Origin of the sequence: Emticicia aquatilis (assembly GCF_014644295.1) — a bacterium.
GTDB classification, from domain to species: Bacteria; Bacteroidota; Bacteroidia; order Cytophagales; family Spirosomataceae; genus Emticicia; species Emticicia aquatilis.
In genome coordinates this window covers 626,413-644,786 of record NZ_BMKK01000002.1, presented here as the reverse complement: position 1 = coordinate 644,786, position 18,374 = coordinate 626,413, and the positions used below count along the sequence as shown (strand labels likewise).

Sequence of the window (18,374 nt, the reverse complement as noted above, 5' to 3'; positions counted from 1 at the left end):
TTTTGTGTATTATTATAAATTAATATAAATTTAACTCGCTATATTTATTTAAAACTTTTGCACAAAATACTCCTATCATTTATGAAAAAAACTCTCCTTTTCCTTGTAATGTGCTTTTGGGTGAATAATTCATTTGCACAAGCTTCGCCATCTAAACAAACAGTTACGTTTAGTCTCTCAGATTTCAAAAGAAGTCTCGTAAATGCTCCTCTTACGAATGGTTTAATTCGGCCAATTTCATTAAATTTTCCATTGCCAAGTGGTAAAACAGAATTAATAGAATTTAAAGAAACGCTCATTGGTACTTCCAAAATTTCTTCGATTACCACGATTGAAGGCTTTTCAAATGACAAAAAAACGCAGATTCGACTGACTATTTCTGATAAAATGACGGGTATTTTTCACACGCCTGATGGCTATTTTTTTATTGAACCATTGGATGAAAAAGCTAATCAATACCTTATCTATTCAATGTCCGAAACTAAAGCTGAAAATATTGAATGTGGTGTTTTAGAAGATTTTTCTAAGAAATTTATGATAGAAAATAACAAACGAATTGCAAGTGTTGCTCCGTTTCCTGTTGGAACTCAACTTAGAAAATACCGCATGGCCGCAGCTGCAACTGGTGAATTTGTTACGTTTTATGGTAATAGTCAAGCAACTGCACTCGCTCGAATTGTTGATGTGATTAATGCTGCTAATTTGATTTATGAATTGGAGGCGTCGATGACTTTTCAATTAATTACTGAAACTACCAATTTCAGTATTTTATTTACAAATGCAGCTACTGACCCATTCACGCCTGATACAAACTTTGCAAGTGCGGCAGCATCGCAAGCAGGATTTACTGTGATGAATACAAATGGAACTTTATCATATTCGAAGTATGATGTTGGTCATACTTTTAATGTATATACAAACGCAAACATATCGTCTCGTGGACAAGCAGGACCAACGCCTTGTATTAATGCTTCAAAAGCAAATGGTTGGACAGAGTGGAGTTCGGGAGCTACAATGCCCACCTATTTAAGTATGGTTGTAGGGGTTTATGTTCATGAAGTTGGACATCAGTTTTCTGCTTGGCACACTTATAACGCCATTGGCGGTACAGTTTCAAGCCCAACCTTTTGTACTGGAGGATGGGATAATACTTCAGCAATAGAACCCGGTAGTGGGTCAACGTTGATGAGTTATAAAAATAACTGTGTGAGCCCTACTAACTATACTTTGTCAGGGAATAACGGCTTGCAATATTTCAATACAAAATCTTTAGAATCTATATTTAATGCAATAAATGGCTCTTCAGGTACATGTATAACCTCAACGGCAACTGGTAATTCAGCTCCTGTGGCAAATGCGGGAGCTGATATAACCATTCCGAAAGGTACTCCATTTACATTAAATGGTACAGCAACAGATGCTAACGGAGATGCAATGACCTACACTTGGGAACAGTATGACGTGGCAACTGCAAATGATAAAGGAGCTTTGGGAACTTCTATTAATGGTGTTGGAGGGTATTCGGCAGTAAATAGTACAACAGCTCCTTTGTTTAGAAGTGAACAATCAAGTAGCTCTACTTCTCGTACATTTCCCAAAATGACCTATATTACTGCCAATGCAAATAATCCGGCTGATAATGAAGGAGAAGACTTACCGCAAGTTGCCAGAACTATGAAGTTTCGCTTTACAGTTCGTGATAATAAAACTGGCGGTGGAGGTGTCGATTCTGATGAAATTATTGTAACTGTTGCTAATTCTGGGCCATTACAGGTTTCTGCATTTAATACTACACAATCAATTGCTGCTGGAAGCAACCAAACGGTTACTTGGAACGTTAATGGTACCAATGCTTTAAATGCAAATGTTAAAATTCTACTTTCTGGTGATGGAGGAAATTCATTTCCTTATGTATTATTAGCTTCAACTGCTAATGATGGAAGTGAAAGTGTGACAATTCCCGCAAATGTTTTAAATACGACAAAAGGAAGAATTAAAGTGGCATGTACTATTAATGCAAATGCAGAATTTTTCGATGTAAACGATGCTGATATTACTATTACCTCAACTTGTCAACCTGCAAGTACGATTATTTGTCCAAGCACCAGTCTAACTGCTCAGTCAGGAAGCTCAACTTTAAATTTAGGTTTAAGTGCTAATCCAGTGACCAAATTGGTCGGTGGAAGTAAAGTATATAGCACAGCGGGTGCTGGAAGTTTTCCAGTTATAAATAATACCAATAACACATTTACAACTTGTCAGGTCTCTTCTTGGGGAAGTGAAAGTGCTGTCGTAGTAGTATTTAGTGTTTCAGAGACTGGCTCTTATACTATTTCAAGTACAGGACAAGATTTTACAGCTTTCAGCATATTTAATTCAAATACATATAATTGTGGTACATTCGTGGCTGGAAACTCTTATGGTGCAATTGGTGCTACAAGTTCTCGTACAATTACCTTAAATGCTTGTACAACTTATTATGCTCTATTATACAACATTAACGGAGTAAATACAAGTATTACATTTAGCTTACAAGGAAGTGGCAATATTTATGAGATTGGAACAAATCCTGTGGGTTACAGCTATACATATACCGCTTTGAATACAGTTACAGGAATTATTTCAGCAGTTAGCTCTACTTCAAACTTTACCTCTCTTTCGGGCGGAACTTATGAAGTTTATGGTTTAATGTATAAAAATGGTATTGTCCCTTCAAATTTTGTAGGTTTAACAATCAATGATGTGGTTGGAGCAAATTGCGTTCTTTTGAGTGATAATAAAAAACTTTTGAACGTAACAGCAAATCCTTGTGCTTCGAGCCTAACTTTGGTTAGTCCAACTGATAATATTACTACTGGTACAGTTACCAAACAAGCATCCGCTACCAATGGTACGATTATAGCAACAAATACTATCAGTGGAGCAGCGACAAATGCAACTTATCAAGCGAAAAATATTCAATTAAATGCTGGTTTTTCAGCAGCCAACGGCACAATTTTCAAAGCTGAGATAGGAGGGTGTAACTGATAATTTTCCTCAACAAAAACGCTGTCAAAATTTAATTTGACAGCGTTTTTACCTAATTCGAGAAGAAAATAATTAGTAAGTAACTGATGTTGAAGAATTTTTAGCTACCACAACCTCTTTTCCATAAACTAATACAGAAATCTCATTACCAAAAATGTTTTCGATTTCAATAGTATTTCCTTTTATTGAAATATTTAAAGAGTTTCCTCTGAAACCTGTTCTAAAAGAGAAACCTTGCCATTGTTCGGGCAAGAATGGCTCAAACGAAAGTTTATCATTTTTTACTCTCAATCCTCCAAAGCCTTTCACCACCGACATCCAGGTACCTGCCATTGATGTAATGTGCAAACCATCTTCAGTATCGTTATTATAATCATCGAGGTCGAGGCGAGCCGTGCGAACATACATTTCGTAGGCTTTTTCTTTTATACCCAGTTTTGCAGCCTGAATTACGTGAACACAAGGCGAAAGTGATGATTCATGAACGGTCATTGGCTCATAGAAATCAAAATTTCTGCGTAATTCTTCCACCGTAAAATCTTCTTCAAAGAAATACATTCCTTGCAAGACATCCGCTTGTTTGATGAAGCACGAACGCAAGATTCTATCCCAAGACCATTTTTGATTGATAGGGCGTTGAGAAGCTATATCTTCAACCGTTAGTAATTCTTTATCTAAGAAACCATCTTGCTGCAAGAATACCTTACGAGTTTCGTCATAAGGGAAATACATGTTTTCAATGATATGCTGCCATTTCTGAGTTTCGGCCGAGTAATCAAGACTGGTTATGCCAATAATTTCGTCGAAACGAGATTGGTCTTGAGCTTTCAATGATTCAAAGCTTTCGAGTGTATATTTTAAGCACCAAACCGCCAAATAATTGGTGTACCAGTTATTATTTACGTTGTTTTCGTATTCGTTTGGACCTGTAACGCCAAGCATCACATATTTAGCTTTGTCGGCCGACCAGTTTACACGCTGAGCCCAAAATCTTGAAATCCCAGTTAAAACTTCTAAACCATATTCTGCCAAATATTGAGAATCACCTGTATAACGGATATAATCAAAAATTGCATAGGCGATTGCTCCGTTTCGGTGAATTTCTTCAAACGTGATTTCCCATTCGTTATGACATTCTTCGCCATTCATTGTTACCATCGGATACAAAGCTGCTCCACCAAAAAAACCAAGTTTTTCGGCATTCTCAATGGCTTTTTGTAGATGATTGTGGCGATAAACCAATAGATTACGAGCAACTTTCTGTTCAGAAGTTGATAAATAGAACGGCAAACAATACGCTTCAGTATCCCAATAAGTTACACCTCCGTATTTTTCGCCCGTAAATCCTTTTGGGCCAATATTCAATCGAGCATCTTCGCCAGTATAGGTTTGTTGAAGTTGGAAAATATTGAAACGTATCGCTTGCTGAGCAGCTACATCTCCTTCAATCTGAATGTCGTTTCCTTCCCATTTTTTTGCCCAAGCAGCTTTTTGTTCAGCCAACATTGCATCAAAACCTTTCTTAGCAACTTTTTCTACGTAAGCTTTTGTATTTTCGCCTAATGCTGCAATTGAATGATTTTCTGATGAAAGGTTTGCAGCAAATTTTATGATTGAAACCTCTTGCCCTTCTTCAAGATTGATTTTGAATTCGTTGGCAACGTATTTTTCTTTTTTAATAGGAAAGGTCTGACAGTCAATCTTTTCTCCAGCTTGATACACATCAAACTTCATTCCTGTACAAACTTGGAATGTTGGCACGGTTTCCCATACTGATTTCTTTGTTTCGAGTGTCAAATATCCTTCACCATGTCCAGTTTCTTTTGAAATCTCATTCCAAAATTTTTCCCCATGATTCGAATCTTTATTTGAAACATCGCCATCAAGCGAAACAGTTACTTTTGCCGAACCCAAAAAGTTAAGTGGTGTAATTGAGTATTTAATTACGCCCGATTCGTCATCTACCAAACTCAAAAAACGTTGAGAATGAATTTTTAGCGTTTTGCCACTTGATAATTCGATTGTGCAGTTACGTTCCAAAACACCAGTTCGCATATCAAGCGTACGAGTAAATTCATGCACTTTGGCAGTATTCAAATCAATAATTTCTCCCTCAATCTCTACATCAATTCCAGTCCAGTTACAAGCGTTGATAACCTTTGCAAAGTAATTTGGGTACCCATTCTTCCACCAACCCACACGAGTTTTGTCAGGAAACCAAACTCCAGCCACATAATTTCCTTGTAGAGTTTTACCTGAATATTTTTCTTCAAAATTTCCACGCCCACCCATACGTCCATTACCCAAACTCATCAAACTTTCGGTAATTTCGTTGTGTTCTGGGTGAAAACCATTTTCTACGATGCACCATTCATCGTGCGTTATATAATTTTTCATTTTTGATTTTAATTTTCGTTGGCCAAAGCCAGCATTTTTATATGTAGGTAAAGTATTTTTAAATTTTCTAATAGTCGATGGATTTGGTGGAATATATGAACAGACAATAAAATTCAATTCTATTGAATTTTACTCAAAAGCTGTCTTAAATCAATATTTTCAAATCCTTTAAGAACAATATCTGCTTTTGTCAAAACCTCTGCATGACCAATACCAACCACTTTCATTCCTGCATTTTTACCTGCTTCAACCCCAGCCACAGCATCTTCAAAAACGAGACATTCCTCGGGAGATAGGCCTAATTCGGCTGCACCTTTTAGAAATACTTCGGGGTCGGGTTTACCTTTCGAGATTTTTGTACCGTCAATAATCGCATCAAAATCATTGATTAAGCCAACTCCTTCAAGAATCATTTTAGCATTTTTACTTACCGAACCCAACGCTATTTTTATATCTGTTTGCTTGATTTGAGCAAAAAACTCACGAACGCCTGGCAAAATATCATCCGCTGTCATTTTGCTAACAAGTGTCAGATAATGCTCATTTTTCTTGGTAGCCAACTCAATTTTTTCTTCTTCCAATAAAACCACATTTCCGTGTGCGAGAATTAAATTTAATGAATCCATTCTGCTCACACCTTTTAGTGTTTCATTAAACTCTTCCGAAATGTCGAATCCTAAATCGTTGGCCATTTTACGCCATGCTTGATAATGAAATATGGCTGTTTCTACGATTACACCATCTAAATCAAATAAAAATCCTTTAATCATATTATTTGCACAACAATTTTCTAAATTGTCTCATAGTTAAAATTCTAATCTTTACACCACAATTTTCTAAATTGTGTTACTTTAGTTCCAAAATCAATGCCGTCATTGCTGGTACTTTAATGCTCGAAATATCATTAATGGTATCGCCAGTCATTATATTTTTTGCTGATTTTGCACCTTTTAAAATTTCGGCAAAATTAGCAGTCGGAACTGTTGATTCTGTATTTTTTGTGTTGCTCACAACCATCACAGTTTGTTTGTCGGTATATCTGAAATATACATAAATTCCCCCATCAAAAGGCGTAAACTGCATAAATTTGCCTTTGGTTAATGCCTCAGAAGTTTTGCGATAGGTCAATAATTTTTTGTTAAACTCAAAAGCTTCATTTTCTTGAGCATTTCTTCCAAACGCTAAAAATTTATTCTCGGTATCACCTTTAAAACCACCAGGGAAATCTTTTCTCACTTCAGCATCGGTTGGATTTTTGAAATTTTTCATCAAAAACTCAGTACCATAGTACATCTGCGGAACGCCACGAACCGTGTAAAGCCAAGTTAAACCTAACTTGTATTTATTAAAATCTTCACCAATAACTGAAAAATATCGGTCAGTGTCATGATTTTCAACGAATGGTACAAGTTTTTCTGGATTTTGATATACAAGGTCTTGCGAAAGTGTTGTGTATAAGCGATTTACGCCTTCGTTCCAACCGAAATTTTCTTTTAAAGCCGTGTTAATTGCTCCTTGCACCTGAAAGTCACAACTCGAAGGAAGATTGCATTTAAACGGAATATTCAAATTATTTTTGGTGAAATAAGATTGACTGATAACGGTATTCACAGCAGATTCACCAAAAAGAAGCATATTTGGGTGTTCATCGAGAATCGCTTTGTTACAGCGATTCATGAATTCCATATCGTTATAAATGTAAGTGTCAATTCGCCAAGCATCAATATTAAAATACTCAATCGTCCAAAGTGCGTGTTGAATCAGATAATTGGCCAGTAAAGGGTCTTTTTGATTCAAATCGGGTAAAAATGAAGTAAACCAACCTTCTTCGGTTACTTTCTTATCGAATTTAGAGCCATTCACATCAAACAAAGGTTGGTCTTTATATGAAGTATTAGTGTATTTGTCCCAGTTATGCAACCAGCTTTTTGCTGGAAGGTCTTTCACCAACCAAGCGTCTTCGCCAACGTGATTATAAACTGCATCTTGAATAATTTTTATGCCTTTTTTGTGTGCTTCGTTGATGAGTTTTTGATAAGCATTATTCCCGCCAAATCGACGGTCGATTTGGTAATGGTCAGTAAAATGATAGCCATGATAAGAGCTACGCATCGTACCGCCTTCGTTGGTTTGGTGTGTATTGTTTTCAATTATCGGGGTTAGCCAAAGAGCGGTTACACCCAGTTCATTGAAATAATCAAGATGGTCGATAATGCCTTGTAAATCGCCACCGTGTCTCAAAAATGGACTTTTTCGGTCGGCTTGCGTATCGAACATATCATCATATTTATCGTTCGATTCATCGCCGTTAGCAAATCGGTCTGGCATCAATAAATATACCACATCGGCCTGACTTACGGCTTGAGGCTTGGCAGTTCGCAGACGTAATTCGTAATTTACGGTCGAAGATTCTGTGCCGTTATTGAAAATAAATTGCAGGTTTCCTGCCTTTGCAGCTTTTGTGATGTCTAAATCAATAAAAACATAATTTGGGTTTTCAACCTTCTGAGTTTTGAGAAGTTTTACACCCGCATACGGTTTCAAACTAACCTTAGCTGAGCTTATGTTTTTGCCATAAACTAATATTTGGAGGTTTGGGTTTTTCATGCCAACCCACCAATTAGTAGGGTTAATGCGTTGAATGTCAGGTTTTTGTGCAAATACATGATAGTGCAGTCCTAATTGTACAAAAACAAGAAGGAGCAGTCGTTGAAGTTTTGTCATAAGTGTTAAAGTATTCGTTTATATGGCAAAATAACACAAACAAACTATTTTTTCATAAAAAAATCCTGTTTAGATTTGAAACTAACTTTAACCTTACGTAAAATGAATAAAATAATTGCGATTGTCTTTTTGGCAATATGCCATTTTGCAGTAGCTCAAAAATCAACAGAAATGACCAAAGAAAAATCTAACTTACCTAAGACCGACAAATTAGTAATTTATCAAATTTACACACGCCTTTTTGGTAATCTAAAAACAACAAACAAATTTTATGGTTCGATTGAAGAGAATGGATGTGGAAAATTCAATGACATCAATGATAAGGCTTTACAAGAACTAAAAAAGTTTGGAGTTTCGCACGTTTGGTTTACGGGAGTTATCGAACACGCCACCATGACTGATTATTCTAAAAATGGTATTCCGCAAGATAACCCGTTGGTTGTGAAAGGAATTGCAGGTTCGCCTTATGCCATTAAAGATTATTACGATGTTGACCCAGATTTGGCTGTTGATGTAAAGAATCGAATGAAAGAATTTGAGGCTTTGGTGAAACGTAGCCACACAAATGGTTTGAAAGTAATCATTGACTGTGTGCCGAATCACGTAGCAAGAAGCTATCATTCTGATAAAAAGCCAAAAGGAATAAAAGATTTCGGTGAAGACGACGATAAAACTAAGGCATTTGACCCAAATAATAATTTTTACTACATCAAAGACCAAATGTTTGTTGTGCCAAGTGAGGTAAATCCGCCTGTGGTTCCAAAAACAAACTATACCGAAATTCCTGCCAAAGCCACAGGTAATGATGTGTTTTCGGCCAAACCGAGTATTAATGATTGGTTTGAGACAATTAAACTCAATTATGGTGTAGATTACCTCAATAATCGCTCAAAACACTTCGAGTCGGTGCCAAATACATGGCTTAAAATGCGTGATATTCTGACCTATTGGGCAAAGAAAGGTGTTGATGGATTCAGATGTGATATGGCCGAGATGGTACCATTTGAATTTTGGGGATGGGTGATTCCAGAAATCAAAAAAGTAAATCCAGAAATTATTTTTATTGCCGAAATTTATAATCCACAAACGTATCGTCAATATCTTTTTGAGGGCAAATTTGATTATCTGTACGATAAGGTTGGACTTTATGATGCACTCCGTCGATTAATGGAAGGACACGGAAATGCCAACGACATCACTCGTGTTTGGCAAAACGAATCGGGTGAGTTTTCTAACCGAATGCTTCGTTTCTTAGAAAATCACGACGAACAACGCATTGCGTCAAAATATTTTGCCAATAATCCATTCAAAGCCATTCCTTCAATGGTAGTTAGTGCTGCTTTGCACACAGGGCCAGTAATGTTGTATTTTGGACAGGAAGTTGGCGTAAAACCAACAGTTGCCGAAGGATTCAGCGGTGAAGATGGTCGAACAACAATGTTTGATTATTGGGGTGTGCCTGAGTTTCAGAATTGGGCAAATAATCATCAATACGACGGCGGAAAATTGACAGCCGAACAAAAATCTTTGCGTAAAATTTATGCCGAAATTTTGAAGTTTACGAATGAAAATGAGGCAGTGAAAGAGGGTAAATTCTACGATTTGCAATATGTGAACGGAAATGGCCAGACAGTAAATTACAACGACCAAAAAATATTTAGTTATTTAAGATTCACTGATAATCAAAAGAGTGCCGACTCCCGATTATTATTTGTTTGCAACTTTGACTTAGAAAAATCATACGATACGGGCGTTTTTATTCCACAAGGGGCTTGGGAAATGATGAAAATAAACATCAATGAACCCGTGAGCTATTCGGTAAAAACCATATTTGAGAAAGAAATGAATTCTGCTGTAATTAATCAGCAAACGAAATCAATCTCAACTAAAGAGGCAATCAGGTTGACTTTGCCTGCCAACAGTGTGACCGTTTTAGAAATTCGATAAGCAAAAATATATTCAACTTTAACCTTACAAAAAAATGACTTCTAAAAAAAGTAAACCCCTTTTAAGCTTTTGGCAAATCTGGAATATGAGTATTGGATTCTTAGGAATTCAGATGGGATTTGCCCTTCAAAATGCTAATGCCAGTCGTATTTTGCAAACTTTCGGTGCTGACGTAGAGCATCTTTCGTGGTTTTGGTTGGTAGCACCATTTACAGGAATGGTAATTCAGCCAATTATTGGGCATTATAGCGATAAAACATGGACTAAACTTGGCCGCAGAAGACCGTTTTTCTTGACAGGAGCAATCTTGGCCTCAATTGGTTTGATTCTGATGCCCAATGCTGATATGTTTGTGAGTATTTTACCAGCATTATGGGTAGGGGCTGGCTTTTTGATGATTATGGATGCTTCGTTTAATGTGGCAATGGAGCCATTCAGAGCGTTGGTTGCTGATAAATTGAATAGCACACAACAAACACTTGGTTTCTCAATTCAAACGGTTTTAATAGGTATTGGAGCTGTGGTTGGTTCTTGGCTTCCTTATGTGCTAACAGAATGGTTTGGTTTTGAAAAAAGTGCTGATGCAGGAAAAGTACCATTTAGTTTGGTATTGTCTTTTATAATCGGGGCGGTATTTTTATTAAGTTGTATTATTTGGACAATTATCAAAACACCAGAATATTCTCCAAAAGAGCAAGCCGAATTTGAAGGCGAAGAACTCGAAACTGATAAGGGTAGTTTTTTTGATATTTTCAAAGATTTTGGGCAAATGCCAAAGACAATGAAACAACTCGGCTTGGTTCAGTTTTTTTCTTGGTTTGGTCTATTTTCGATGTGGGTTTTCATGACACCTGCTATTGCTCAGCATATTTACAAACTCCCAGTTTCTGATTCAAGCTCTGAAGCATACAATACCGCAGGAAACTGGGTAGGTGTTATTTTTGGAGTTTATAATGCAGTTTCGGCTATATATGCTTTCTTCTTGCCAAAAATGGCCAACAAATTTGGCCGAAAAAATACCCATGCTTATTCACTTATCATTGGCGGTTTAAGTCTGATTTCTATCTATTTTATCACCGATTACCATTGGTTGGTATTGCCAATGATTGGAGTAGGCTTTGCTTGGGCAAGTATCTTGGCCATGCCTTATGCAATTTTAGCAGGTTCAATTCCTGCCAAGAAGATGGGTATTTATATGGGGATTTTTAATTTTTTCATAACAATCCCTCAAATTATCAATGGAATCATTGGCGGGCCAATCGTCAAGAATGTATATAATAATCAAGCTATTTTTGCAGTAGTTGGCGGAGGCGTCTGTTTTTTATTAGCCGCATTGTCTGTTAGGTTTGTTGAAGATAAAAACGATTGATTTTTGAAATTAACAAAAGCCTTCATTTAGCGATGAAGGCTTTTGTCGCTTAATAGCATTCCTAAGTCTCGACTTCTAAATGATTTATCTTATAAAAATTTAAGTTTAATCATAAGTATTTATACTTGTATCATACACTTACTAACTTACCTTACACTTTCTAACAACAATGTTTAAAAACAAATATCTTTATGTATTCCTGCACATAATCATGTGGATTGGATACACGGCTTTACCATTATTGAATGCCTTTCAGAATGATTCGTCAAGAACGAGAGTAAATCCTTATACAAATACTACTTATTGGGTGTATGTTTCCATTTCATCCATTATACTATTTTACATTAATTCAGAAGTTTTATTTCCTAAAATATATAAAAAACAGCCAATCCGCTATTTTTTAAGTATCGTTGCACTCATTTTGGTCCTATTATGGGGCCGTTTTTTTGTTCGTGTAACTTTCGTTGGCAGCGACATCAATAAAAGTTTATTTTATGTCAATGCTTTCATTCAGTATCTATATGTATTTGGTATTAGTGCTTCCTATTGTTTTTTCTCTGATTATCAAAAACAACAGGAGATTCAGCGTGAAAATGAAAATGAGCGATTGAAGTCAGAACTTTCTTTTTTACGTTCACAGATTTCCCCGCATTTTATGTTCAATCTGATGAATAGTTTGGTTTCATTAAACCGCAAAAAATCAGATTTAGTTGAGCCAGTTTTATTGAAAATGGCTGATTTGCTTCGATATATGCTTTATGAAAAAGATGATAAACGAATTTCACTTGAAAATGAAGTAAAGTATCTTTCAAATTATATTGACTTGCAAAAAGTACGATTTGGGGATTACGTAAACATTGATTTTGATGTAAAATCTACGGGTTCGAGCAAAAGCATTGAGCCGATGTTATTGATTCCTTTTGTTGAAAATGCTTTTAAGCATGGTGTAGGAATGATTGAAAATCCTTTTATAAAGGTCGAGTTGGAAGCTACCAATGATGAACTAAGATTTAAGGTTACAAATAAATTTAGTTATGACAAAAAAGAAGCAAAAGATGGAGCATCTGGTATTGGTTTGAACAATGTAAAACGGCGATTAGAACTGCTTTATCCTAAGCAATATGTTTTGAATGTAAGTGAAACGGAAAATCTTTATACGACTGATTTGAAACTAAATTTCAAATAGAATGTTTTTTAAATGAAATTGTAGATATTTTTTTATTAATTTTAAACTAATTATAATTTTAAAGGTCTTAGTTTTTGAAGATGGTATAGGTTATTATTAGGAAATTTTTAACTGAACGTTTAGAACACAAACCTATTATTAATCAAAACGAGCGATTTCGCTTTTATAAATATGCGTTGTATAGCGGTTGATGATGAACCCTTAGCACTTGACTTATTGGAGGATAATATCACCCAAGTGCCTTATCTCGAATTTGTTGGAAGATGTAAAAATGCCTTTGAGGCAATAGAACTAATACAAAAAGAAAAAGCAGAAAATCGGAATATTGATTTGATTTTCCTTGATATTCAAATGCCTGGAATTACGGGTGTTCAGTTTGTCAAGAGTATGGTTTCAAATCCGATGGTCATTTTTATAACTGCCTATGACCAATTTGCTCTCGAAGGCTTCGACCTCAATGTAATTGATTATTTGCTTAAACCAGTTTCATTTGAGCGATTCTTGAAAGCTTGTAATCGAGCAAATGAGTTATTTTTATTAAAAGAAAATTCCCAAACTCCTAAGGTTTTACAAGAAGAACACTTCTTTGTAAATGCCGAATACTCACTGGTAAAAATTAAATATGCCGATATTTTGTATATCGAAGGCTTGAAAGATTACATAAAAATTTATGTTAGTACTCAGCCCAGACCAATCATTACACGCATGACAATGAAGAGCATCGAAGAGAAATTTGCTACAATGCCTTTCATGCGAGTACACAAATCTTATATAGTTTCATTAAATAAAATTGAATCAATCAGAAATCTTAAAATAAGTATCGGCACGCATCTGATACCTGTTAGTGAGCAGTTTTCTGATGAATTATTACGCCGAATTGGTAGTAAATAGGTATAGTCGCAGAATTTGGGCTTTTTGTCTCATGTGTATTGCAACTTCCCTTTTATCTATTATTTTCGTGTCATAGATTATTAATCAAGAAAAGATAAGGCGGTTTCGGGTTTGAAAAATGATTAGTAGTTGGAGTTTGCATGTAGTAAATGATTCTGTTTACAGTTTAGTTTTGGAGTAATTAACGACTCATAAATAATAGGTTAGTACTTAAAACTCGTGGGCTTTGCATGCGAGTTTTTTTTATGCCAAATTTGCAAGAAAATTAGCATAAACTTTATGACAACTCGTCAACTTTTTCTTCAAAATGTAGCCCAGACCTCCGATTTTCCACTTGCACTCGAAATCCAAAAAGCTGAAGGCATTTATCTATACGGAGAAACCACCAAATATATTGATTTAATTTCTGGCATAGGCGTTAGCAATGTGGGGCATCGCCACCCAAAAGTTGTTGAAGCCATCAAAAATCAAGTGGACAATTATATGCACTTGATGGTTTATGGCGAATACGTACAAACTCCACAAGTAAATTTAGCCGAAGCGATTTGTAAGACTCTCGTAGGTACAGGTTTAGATAATGTATATTTTACAAACTCAGGAACAGAGGCCGTAGAAGGGGCAATGAAGTTGGCCAAACGATTTACTCGTCGCACTAACATCGTTTCATGCAAAAAGGCTTATCATGGCTCTACACAAGGGGCATTATCTCTCGGAGACGAACATTTTAAGCGTAACTTTCGTCCATTACTTTCTTCGATTGATAAAATTGAGAGAAATGATTTTGCGGATTTATCAAAAATAACGCACCAAACAGCGGCTGTATTTTTTGAACCAGTAGGGGGTGAGTCGGGTGTTCGAGAAGCTGATTATGGATATATGCAAGCTTTAAGAAGTCGATGCGATGAAGTTGGAGCATTATTGGTTTTTGATGAAATTCAGTCAGGATTTGGCCGAACAGGGAAGTTTTGGGCATTTGAACACTACGATGTCAAACCTGATATATTACTCTGTGCCAAAGGGATGGGCGGAGGAATGCCCATCGGGGCATTTATTGCCTCACACGAAATCATGGGCGTTTTAAAAGACAATCCTATTTTAGGACATATCACAACTTTTGGAGGGCATCCCGTAAGTTGTGCCGCATCTCTGGCTACTTTAAATGCAATTTTTGATGAAAATATGCTTTTCGATTCAAAAAATTGTAAAGCAGATTGTAATCCTTCAAAATGTCGTTCGCTTGAATGTAATTTTGTTGAGCAAAAAGGACAGATATTCAAAACATTATTGGTTCATCCTAAAATCAAAGAAGTGCGTGGCAAAGGATTAATGTTGGCTGCTGAATTTGAAAGTTTTGAGGTATTAAAACCTATCATTGACCGAGCCATCGAAAAAGGGGTAATTACCGATTGGTTTTTGTATTGTGATAACTCGATGAGGATTGCACCGCCATTAATTATTACCGAAGAGCAAATTAGATTTGCATGTGATGTGATTTTGAGTTGTATTGAATGAATTTAAAGATTAACGATTTCAAAAACGTGGTAGCAGAAGTTTTTTCAAAATTCTAAAATCTACATATTGAAATCGTTAATCTAAAATCATACTTTTTTATTTAGCCATTCTTCTTACCTGTTGTATTTGTCCATTTTGCAGGCGAGCAAAGTACATTCCACTATTAAAATCTTTAGTATCTAGCACCACTTCGTGTTTGCCAGCATCGTATTCCCCATCGACTGGTACTGCAATCACTCGACCTACATTATCAAAAATTTGAATCATTGTGTGGCCTCCTCTTGTATTAAAAGTCAGTGTGGTTGAATCAGTAAATGGATTTGGATAATTGCTGATAAGGTCTTCCGAAATCGCAATAGGTTCATTAGCAGTGATTTTGCCACATGCCTGTACCTGCACAAGAGGCAATGGTTGGAAGTCTTTTAGTAAAACATCATCGACGTAGGCTTGGTCGAGGCAAAACCATTGAGTAAGAATCGAGGCATAAATCGAACGGAAATCATACTGCATCGTTACGTTGTCGTTGGTTGTTGGAGAAGCCGCAATATCAGCCGATTTTCCTAAAACTATTGGGTTTACCAAATCGCCAAACATAAACATCGGAGCGGCTGCACCGTGGTCAGTGCCACCACTGGCATTAGATTTTACTCGACGCCCAAACTCTGAATAAGTAACTCCTAAAACTTTTTTGGAAACGCCTAAGGCAACTATATCATCCGAAAATGCCTTGATTGAATCACTCACCGTTTTCCAAAGATTAGCGTGTGTACCGGTGGTAGTATCGCTTGTGTTTACTTGGCTGCTGTGTGTATCGAAACCACCCATACTAACAAAATAAACTTTAGTTTTCAGACCACCAGCAATCAACTGGGCAACAATTTTTAGTTGATTTGCCAAACTGTTATTTGGGTATGTTGCTTGTTTGGTTACTTTCGATGCTGCAGTCTTTATCGAATTAGCGTATAAGTTGGTTTGATTAGCTACTTCTCTTAAAAACTTCAATTCTTTGCCCGCTAATGTATTAGGTGTAGTTTCTACTTTATTGGAAATTAGATTATAGAAACTCGAAGGGTTTGAAATTGCCATCCCCATTGATTGAATCGGCCCTTGAAGAGCAGTATTAACAACCGACCCAATTTGAATTGCCAGAGGGTCTGGGTATTTCGTACTCGGATAACCCGTTGGGTAATTTGGATTATCAATTGCCAAATACCTTCCAGCCCAACCATTATTCACAAACACATTTGAATCAGAGGCTGAGTTCCAAATATCGGTTGCTCTAAAGTGTGAAAAATTAGGATTTGGATATCCAACTGCCTGAATCAATGCTGCTTTCCCTTCCTTAAACATAGTCTGCATGGCAGTCATTGCAGGGTTTAGCCCAAGCGTGTCGGTCTGTGGTATAGTCAGAAGTTTATCCTGAGGAATCGCAATATTTGTGCGTGCATTCTGGTAAAGTGCATATTTATCAATTGGCACAACTGTATTTAAACCATCGTTTCCGCCTGATAATTGTATCACAACAAGCACGTTTTCGTCTCCAATTGCAGCATCATCGACATTGCCGAATGCTTTAAAAGAAAGTCCGTTTAATAGAGCAGGCATCACTACGCCTGCAAATGTATTTTGTATAAAATCTCTACGTTTCATAGAATCCCGATGTTTTGAAAGGGTTATTTCATTTGCAGTGTGATTAACCTAATTGATATTCTGGCAAGGCCAACAGATATTTATATAGACTTCGGAGGCGAGTTGTAACCATATTGAGCGTATTGGTATCGTTTGGCTTACTAATCATAGCATCCCAAAGTTCTGTCCAATAATAATCAGTCGATTGACCACTCAAAAGTATATCCTTCTTTACCTGCTGAACAAGCTCACTACTGACAGGGATTTTATACAAAATATCAAGCGAATCGCTTATCAGTTTATTCGGGTCATTTGGTGTTGGCATTTTTTTCGCAAACGCCACTACATCAATCTGAATTTTTCTTGTATTTTTTGTAAAACCAGTATTGATGAAAGTATCGGTATATTGATTTCGCTTTGGATACGTATCCGAATTTACCCAAATTTCATAAAACATTGGAGATTGATAATAAGCAGGCCACCCCGCAACATTAGGTGGGTCGCCTATATCTTGTTGCATGATTTGCCCTTGTCGCATCATTTCACCAAAAAGATTATAATATTCTTGTACAAAATCTTTTGCTGATGGAAATGCAACATTAAACTCACGAAGTGTACCTACTACCAAGTCCAAAGGACTTTTTATCATCGCCCCATAAACATTTGCATCAAAAAAGTGTTGGCTTTTAAGCAATGCCGAAATTACAGGTTTGATTTCGTATTTGTTATCTCTGAAAATCTTAGCCAATGGCTCAATGATGTCTTTTTCGACGGCAGGTGTTATATCGTAATATATAAAAAACTGATAGAACTTGCGACAGATAAATTTACTTACTTCATCGACCGAAAAAATCATTGTGAGCATATCATCTAATTCTTTTTCTGCTCCAGCTTGCGTTGTTCCACCTTTTATAACAGTGTTATTATAAAAAGCAGAAAATTTCTTATCGGTCGTATCATGGTTATTAATTGTAAAATTATAAACCATTCTATCATTATTAATATTAAAGCCAGTAAGCACTCTTGCAGCAGCTTTTACATCATCTTCAGTGTATTTTGAACCACTTCCTTTTCCAACCGTAAACAACTCTTGGAGTTCTCGTCCATAGTTTTCATCAGGAGCATTTTTGGTGTTCAATCGACCGTTGAGATACCTCAACATGGCTGGGTCGAGGGTAATTTGTCGAACGAAGTCTTTGAAATTCCCCAAAGCGTATTTTCTAAGAACTGTATTATGGATATACAAAAAACGAGCATCATCTACGTCGTTAACTTCAGTTGCAAAATGATTGTGCCAAAACAAAACCATTTTTTCATGAATGCTTCGTTTTTGATTAGCCATTTGCATCACCCACCAATATTTATAGGACGCTCTCCGTTTTGAATTAACAGTTCCATCTCCATAAATAGCATTGACCCAAGTTTCACCAAATTTGATACCTTGTGGGTCTTTGTAATCGGCAGTATCGTAGAAATTTAGCGGAGGTTCTGGGTTTGCAGGTGTAATTAGAAGCTCGTCAATGGTCTGACTAACAGTCTTTTTCTGAAAATAGGCAATGTCGTCGGGGCTTGACCCAAACATTGTACGTTTCAGTAAATGACTAATCTGAGCGACTTTCCATTCGCCTTTGTACTCATCGAGTCCACCTTGAATGGCTGTTGGAGAGTAATATTGAGTCATATTTAAGATTA

11 protein-coding genes are annotated in these 18,374 nt (G+C 36.4%); 6 read left to right on the top strand and 5 right to left on the bottom strand.

The window, feature by feature from the left end; all coding sequences use genetic code 11:
* The first annotated feature begins 81 nt into the window (after positions 1 to 81).
* The gene (locus tag IEX65_RS06870; protein WP_188765281.1) at positions 82 to 3,027 is read left to right on the top strand and encodes a 3-coathanger stack domain-containing protein; all 2,946 of its coding nucleotides are present in this window, start codon (positions 82 to 84) and stop codon (positions 3,025 to 3,027) included.
* Positions 3,028 to 3,099: 72 nt separating this feature from the next.
* Here IEX65_RS06870 and IEX65_RS06865 read toward each other — a convergent pair whose 3' ends face one another.
* The 3 genes from IEX65_RS06865 to IEX65_RS06855 form a co-directional block, all read right to left on the bottom strand.
* Positions 3,100 to 5,424: a family 65 glycosyl hydrolase domain-containing protein gene (locus tag IEX65_RS06865; protein WP_188765280.1), complete on the bottom strand. Its 2,325-nt coding sequence runs from the start codon at positions 5,422 to 5,424 to the stop codon at positions 3,100 to 3,102.
* Between the two features lie 119 nt (positions 5,425 to 5,543).
* Positions 5,544 to 6,194, bottom strand: a complete 651-nt coding sequence (gene pgmB, locus IEX65_RS06860; protein ID WP_188765279.1) for a beta-phosphoglucomutase — start codon at positions 6,192 to 6,194, stop codon at positions 5,544 to 5,546.
* Positions 6,195 to 6,270: 76 nt separating this feature from the next.
* On the bottom strand, positions 6,271 to 8,148 hold the full coding sequence (locus tag IEX65_RS06855; RefSeq protein WP_188765278.1) for a glycoside hydrolase family 13 protein: 1,878 nt from the start codon (positions 8,146 to 8,148) through the stop codon (positions 6,271 to 6,273).
* 102 nt (positions 8,149 to 8,250) lie between these two features.
* Here IEX65_RS06855 and IEX65_RS06850 point away from each other — a divergent pair, with 102 nt between their 5' ends.
* The 5 genes from IEX65_RS06850 (at position 8,251) to IEX65_RS06830 (ending at position 15,053) form a co-directional block, all read left to right on the top strand.
* Entirely contained in the window at positions 8,251 to 10,095 is a 1,845-nt protein-coding gene (locus tag IEX65_RS06850) for an alpha-amylase family protein (RefSeq protein ID WP_188765277.1), read from the top strand.
* 34 nt (positions 10,096 to 10,129) lie between these two features.
* Positions 10,130 to 11,464 (top strand): MFS transporter, encoded by a 1,335-nt coding sequence (locus IEX65_RS06845; RefSeq protein WP_188765276.1) that lies wholly within the window; start codon positions 10,130 to 10,132, stop codon positions 11,462 to 11,464.
* A 169-nt stretch (positions 11,465 to 11,633) separates the two neighbouring features.
* Entirely contained in the window at positions 11,634 to 12,650 is a 1,017-nt protein-coding gene (locus IEX65_RS06840; protein ID WP_188765275.1) for a sensor histidine kinase, read from the top strand.
* 171 nt (positions 12,651 to 12,821) lie between these two features.
* Complete coding sequence (locus IEX65_RS06835) at positions 12,822 to 13,541, top strand: LytR/AlgR family response regulator transcription factor (RefSeq protein WP_188765274.1); 720 nt, start codon at positions 12,822 to 12,824, stop codon at positions 13,539 to 13,541.
* Between the two features lie 279 nt (positions 13,542 to 13,820).
* A complete protein-coding gene (locus IEX65_RS06830) occupies positions 13,821 to 15,053 on the top strand; it encodes an aspartate aminotransferase family protein (protein ID WP_188765273.1) in 1,233 nt (410 codons plus the stop codon).
* A 96-nt stretch (positions 15,054 to 15,149) separates the two neighbouring features.
* Here IEX65_RS06830 and IEX65_RS06825 read toward each other — a convergent pair whose 3' ends face one another.
* On the bottom strand, positions 15,150 to 16,703 hold the full coding sequence (locus tag IEX65_RS06825; protein ID WP_188765272.1) for a DUF1501 domain-containing protein: 1,554 nt from the start codon (positions 16,701 to 16,703) through the stop codon (positions 15,150 to 15,152).
* Between the two features lie 43 nt (positions 16,704 to 16,746).
* The gene (locus IEX65_RS06820) at positions 16,747 to 18,363 is read right to left on the bottom strand and encodes a DUF1800 domain-containing protein (protein WP_188765271.1); all 1,617 of its coding nucleotides are present in this window, start codon (positions 18,361 to 18,363) and stop codon (positions 16,747 to 16,749) included.
* Positions 18,364 to 18,374 lie beyond the last annotated feature (11 nt).

Bases quoted from the DNA above. Each gene is read 5' to 3' on its own strand.
- IEX65_RS06870 (WP_188765281.1), top strand. From the start codon at position 82: ATGAAAAAAACTCTCCTTTTCCTTGTAATGTGCTTTTGGGTGAATAAT.
- IEX65_RS06865 (WP_188765280.1), bottom strand. From the start codon at position 5,424: ATGAAAAATTATATAACGCACGATGAATGGTGCATCGTAGAAAATGGT.
- pgmB (WP_188765279.1), bottom strand. From the start codon at position 6,194: ATGATTAAAGGATTTTTATTTGATTTAGATGGTGTAATCGTAGAAACA.
- IEX65_RS06855 (WP_188765278.1), bottom strand. From the start codon at position 8,148: ATGACAAAACTTCAACGACTGCTCCTTCTTGTTTTTGTACAATTAGGA.
- IEX65_RS06850 (WP_188765277.1), top strand. From the start codon at position 8,251: ATGAATAAAATAATTGCGATTGTCTTTTTGGCAATATGCCATTTTGCA.
- IEX65_RS06845 (WP_188765276.1), top strand. From the start codon at position 10,130: ATGACTTCTAAAAAAAGTAAACCCCTTTTAAGCTTTTGGCAAATCTGG.
- IEX65_RS06840 (WP_188765275.1), top strand. From the start codon at position 11,634: ATGTTTAAAAACAAATATCTTTATGTATTCCTGCACATAATCATGTGG.
- IEX65_RS06835 (WP_188765274.1), top strand. From the start codon at position 12,822: ATGCGTTGTATAGCGGTTGATGATGAACCCTTAGCACTTGACTTATTG.
- IEX65_RS06830 (WP_188765273.1), top strand. From the start codon at position 13,821: ATGACAACTCGTCAACTTTTTCTTCAAAATGTAGCCCAGACCTCCGAT.
- IEX65_RS06825 (WP_188765272.1), bottom strand. From the start codon at position 16,703: ATGAAACGTAGAGATTTTATACAAAATACATTTGCAGGCGTAGTGATG.
- IEX65_RS06820 (WP_188765271.1), bottom strand. From the start codon at position 18,363: ATGACTCAATATTACTCTCCAACAGCCATTCAAGGTGGACTCGATGAG.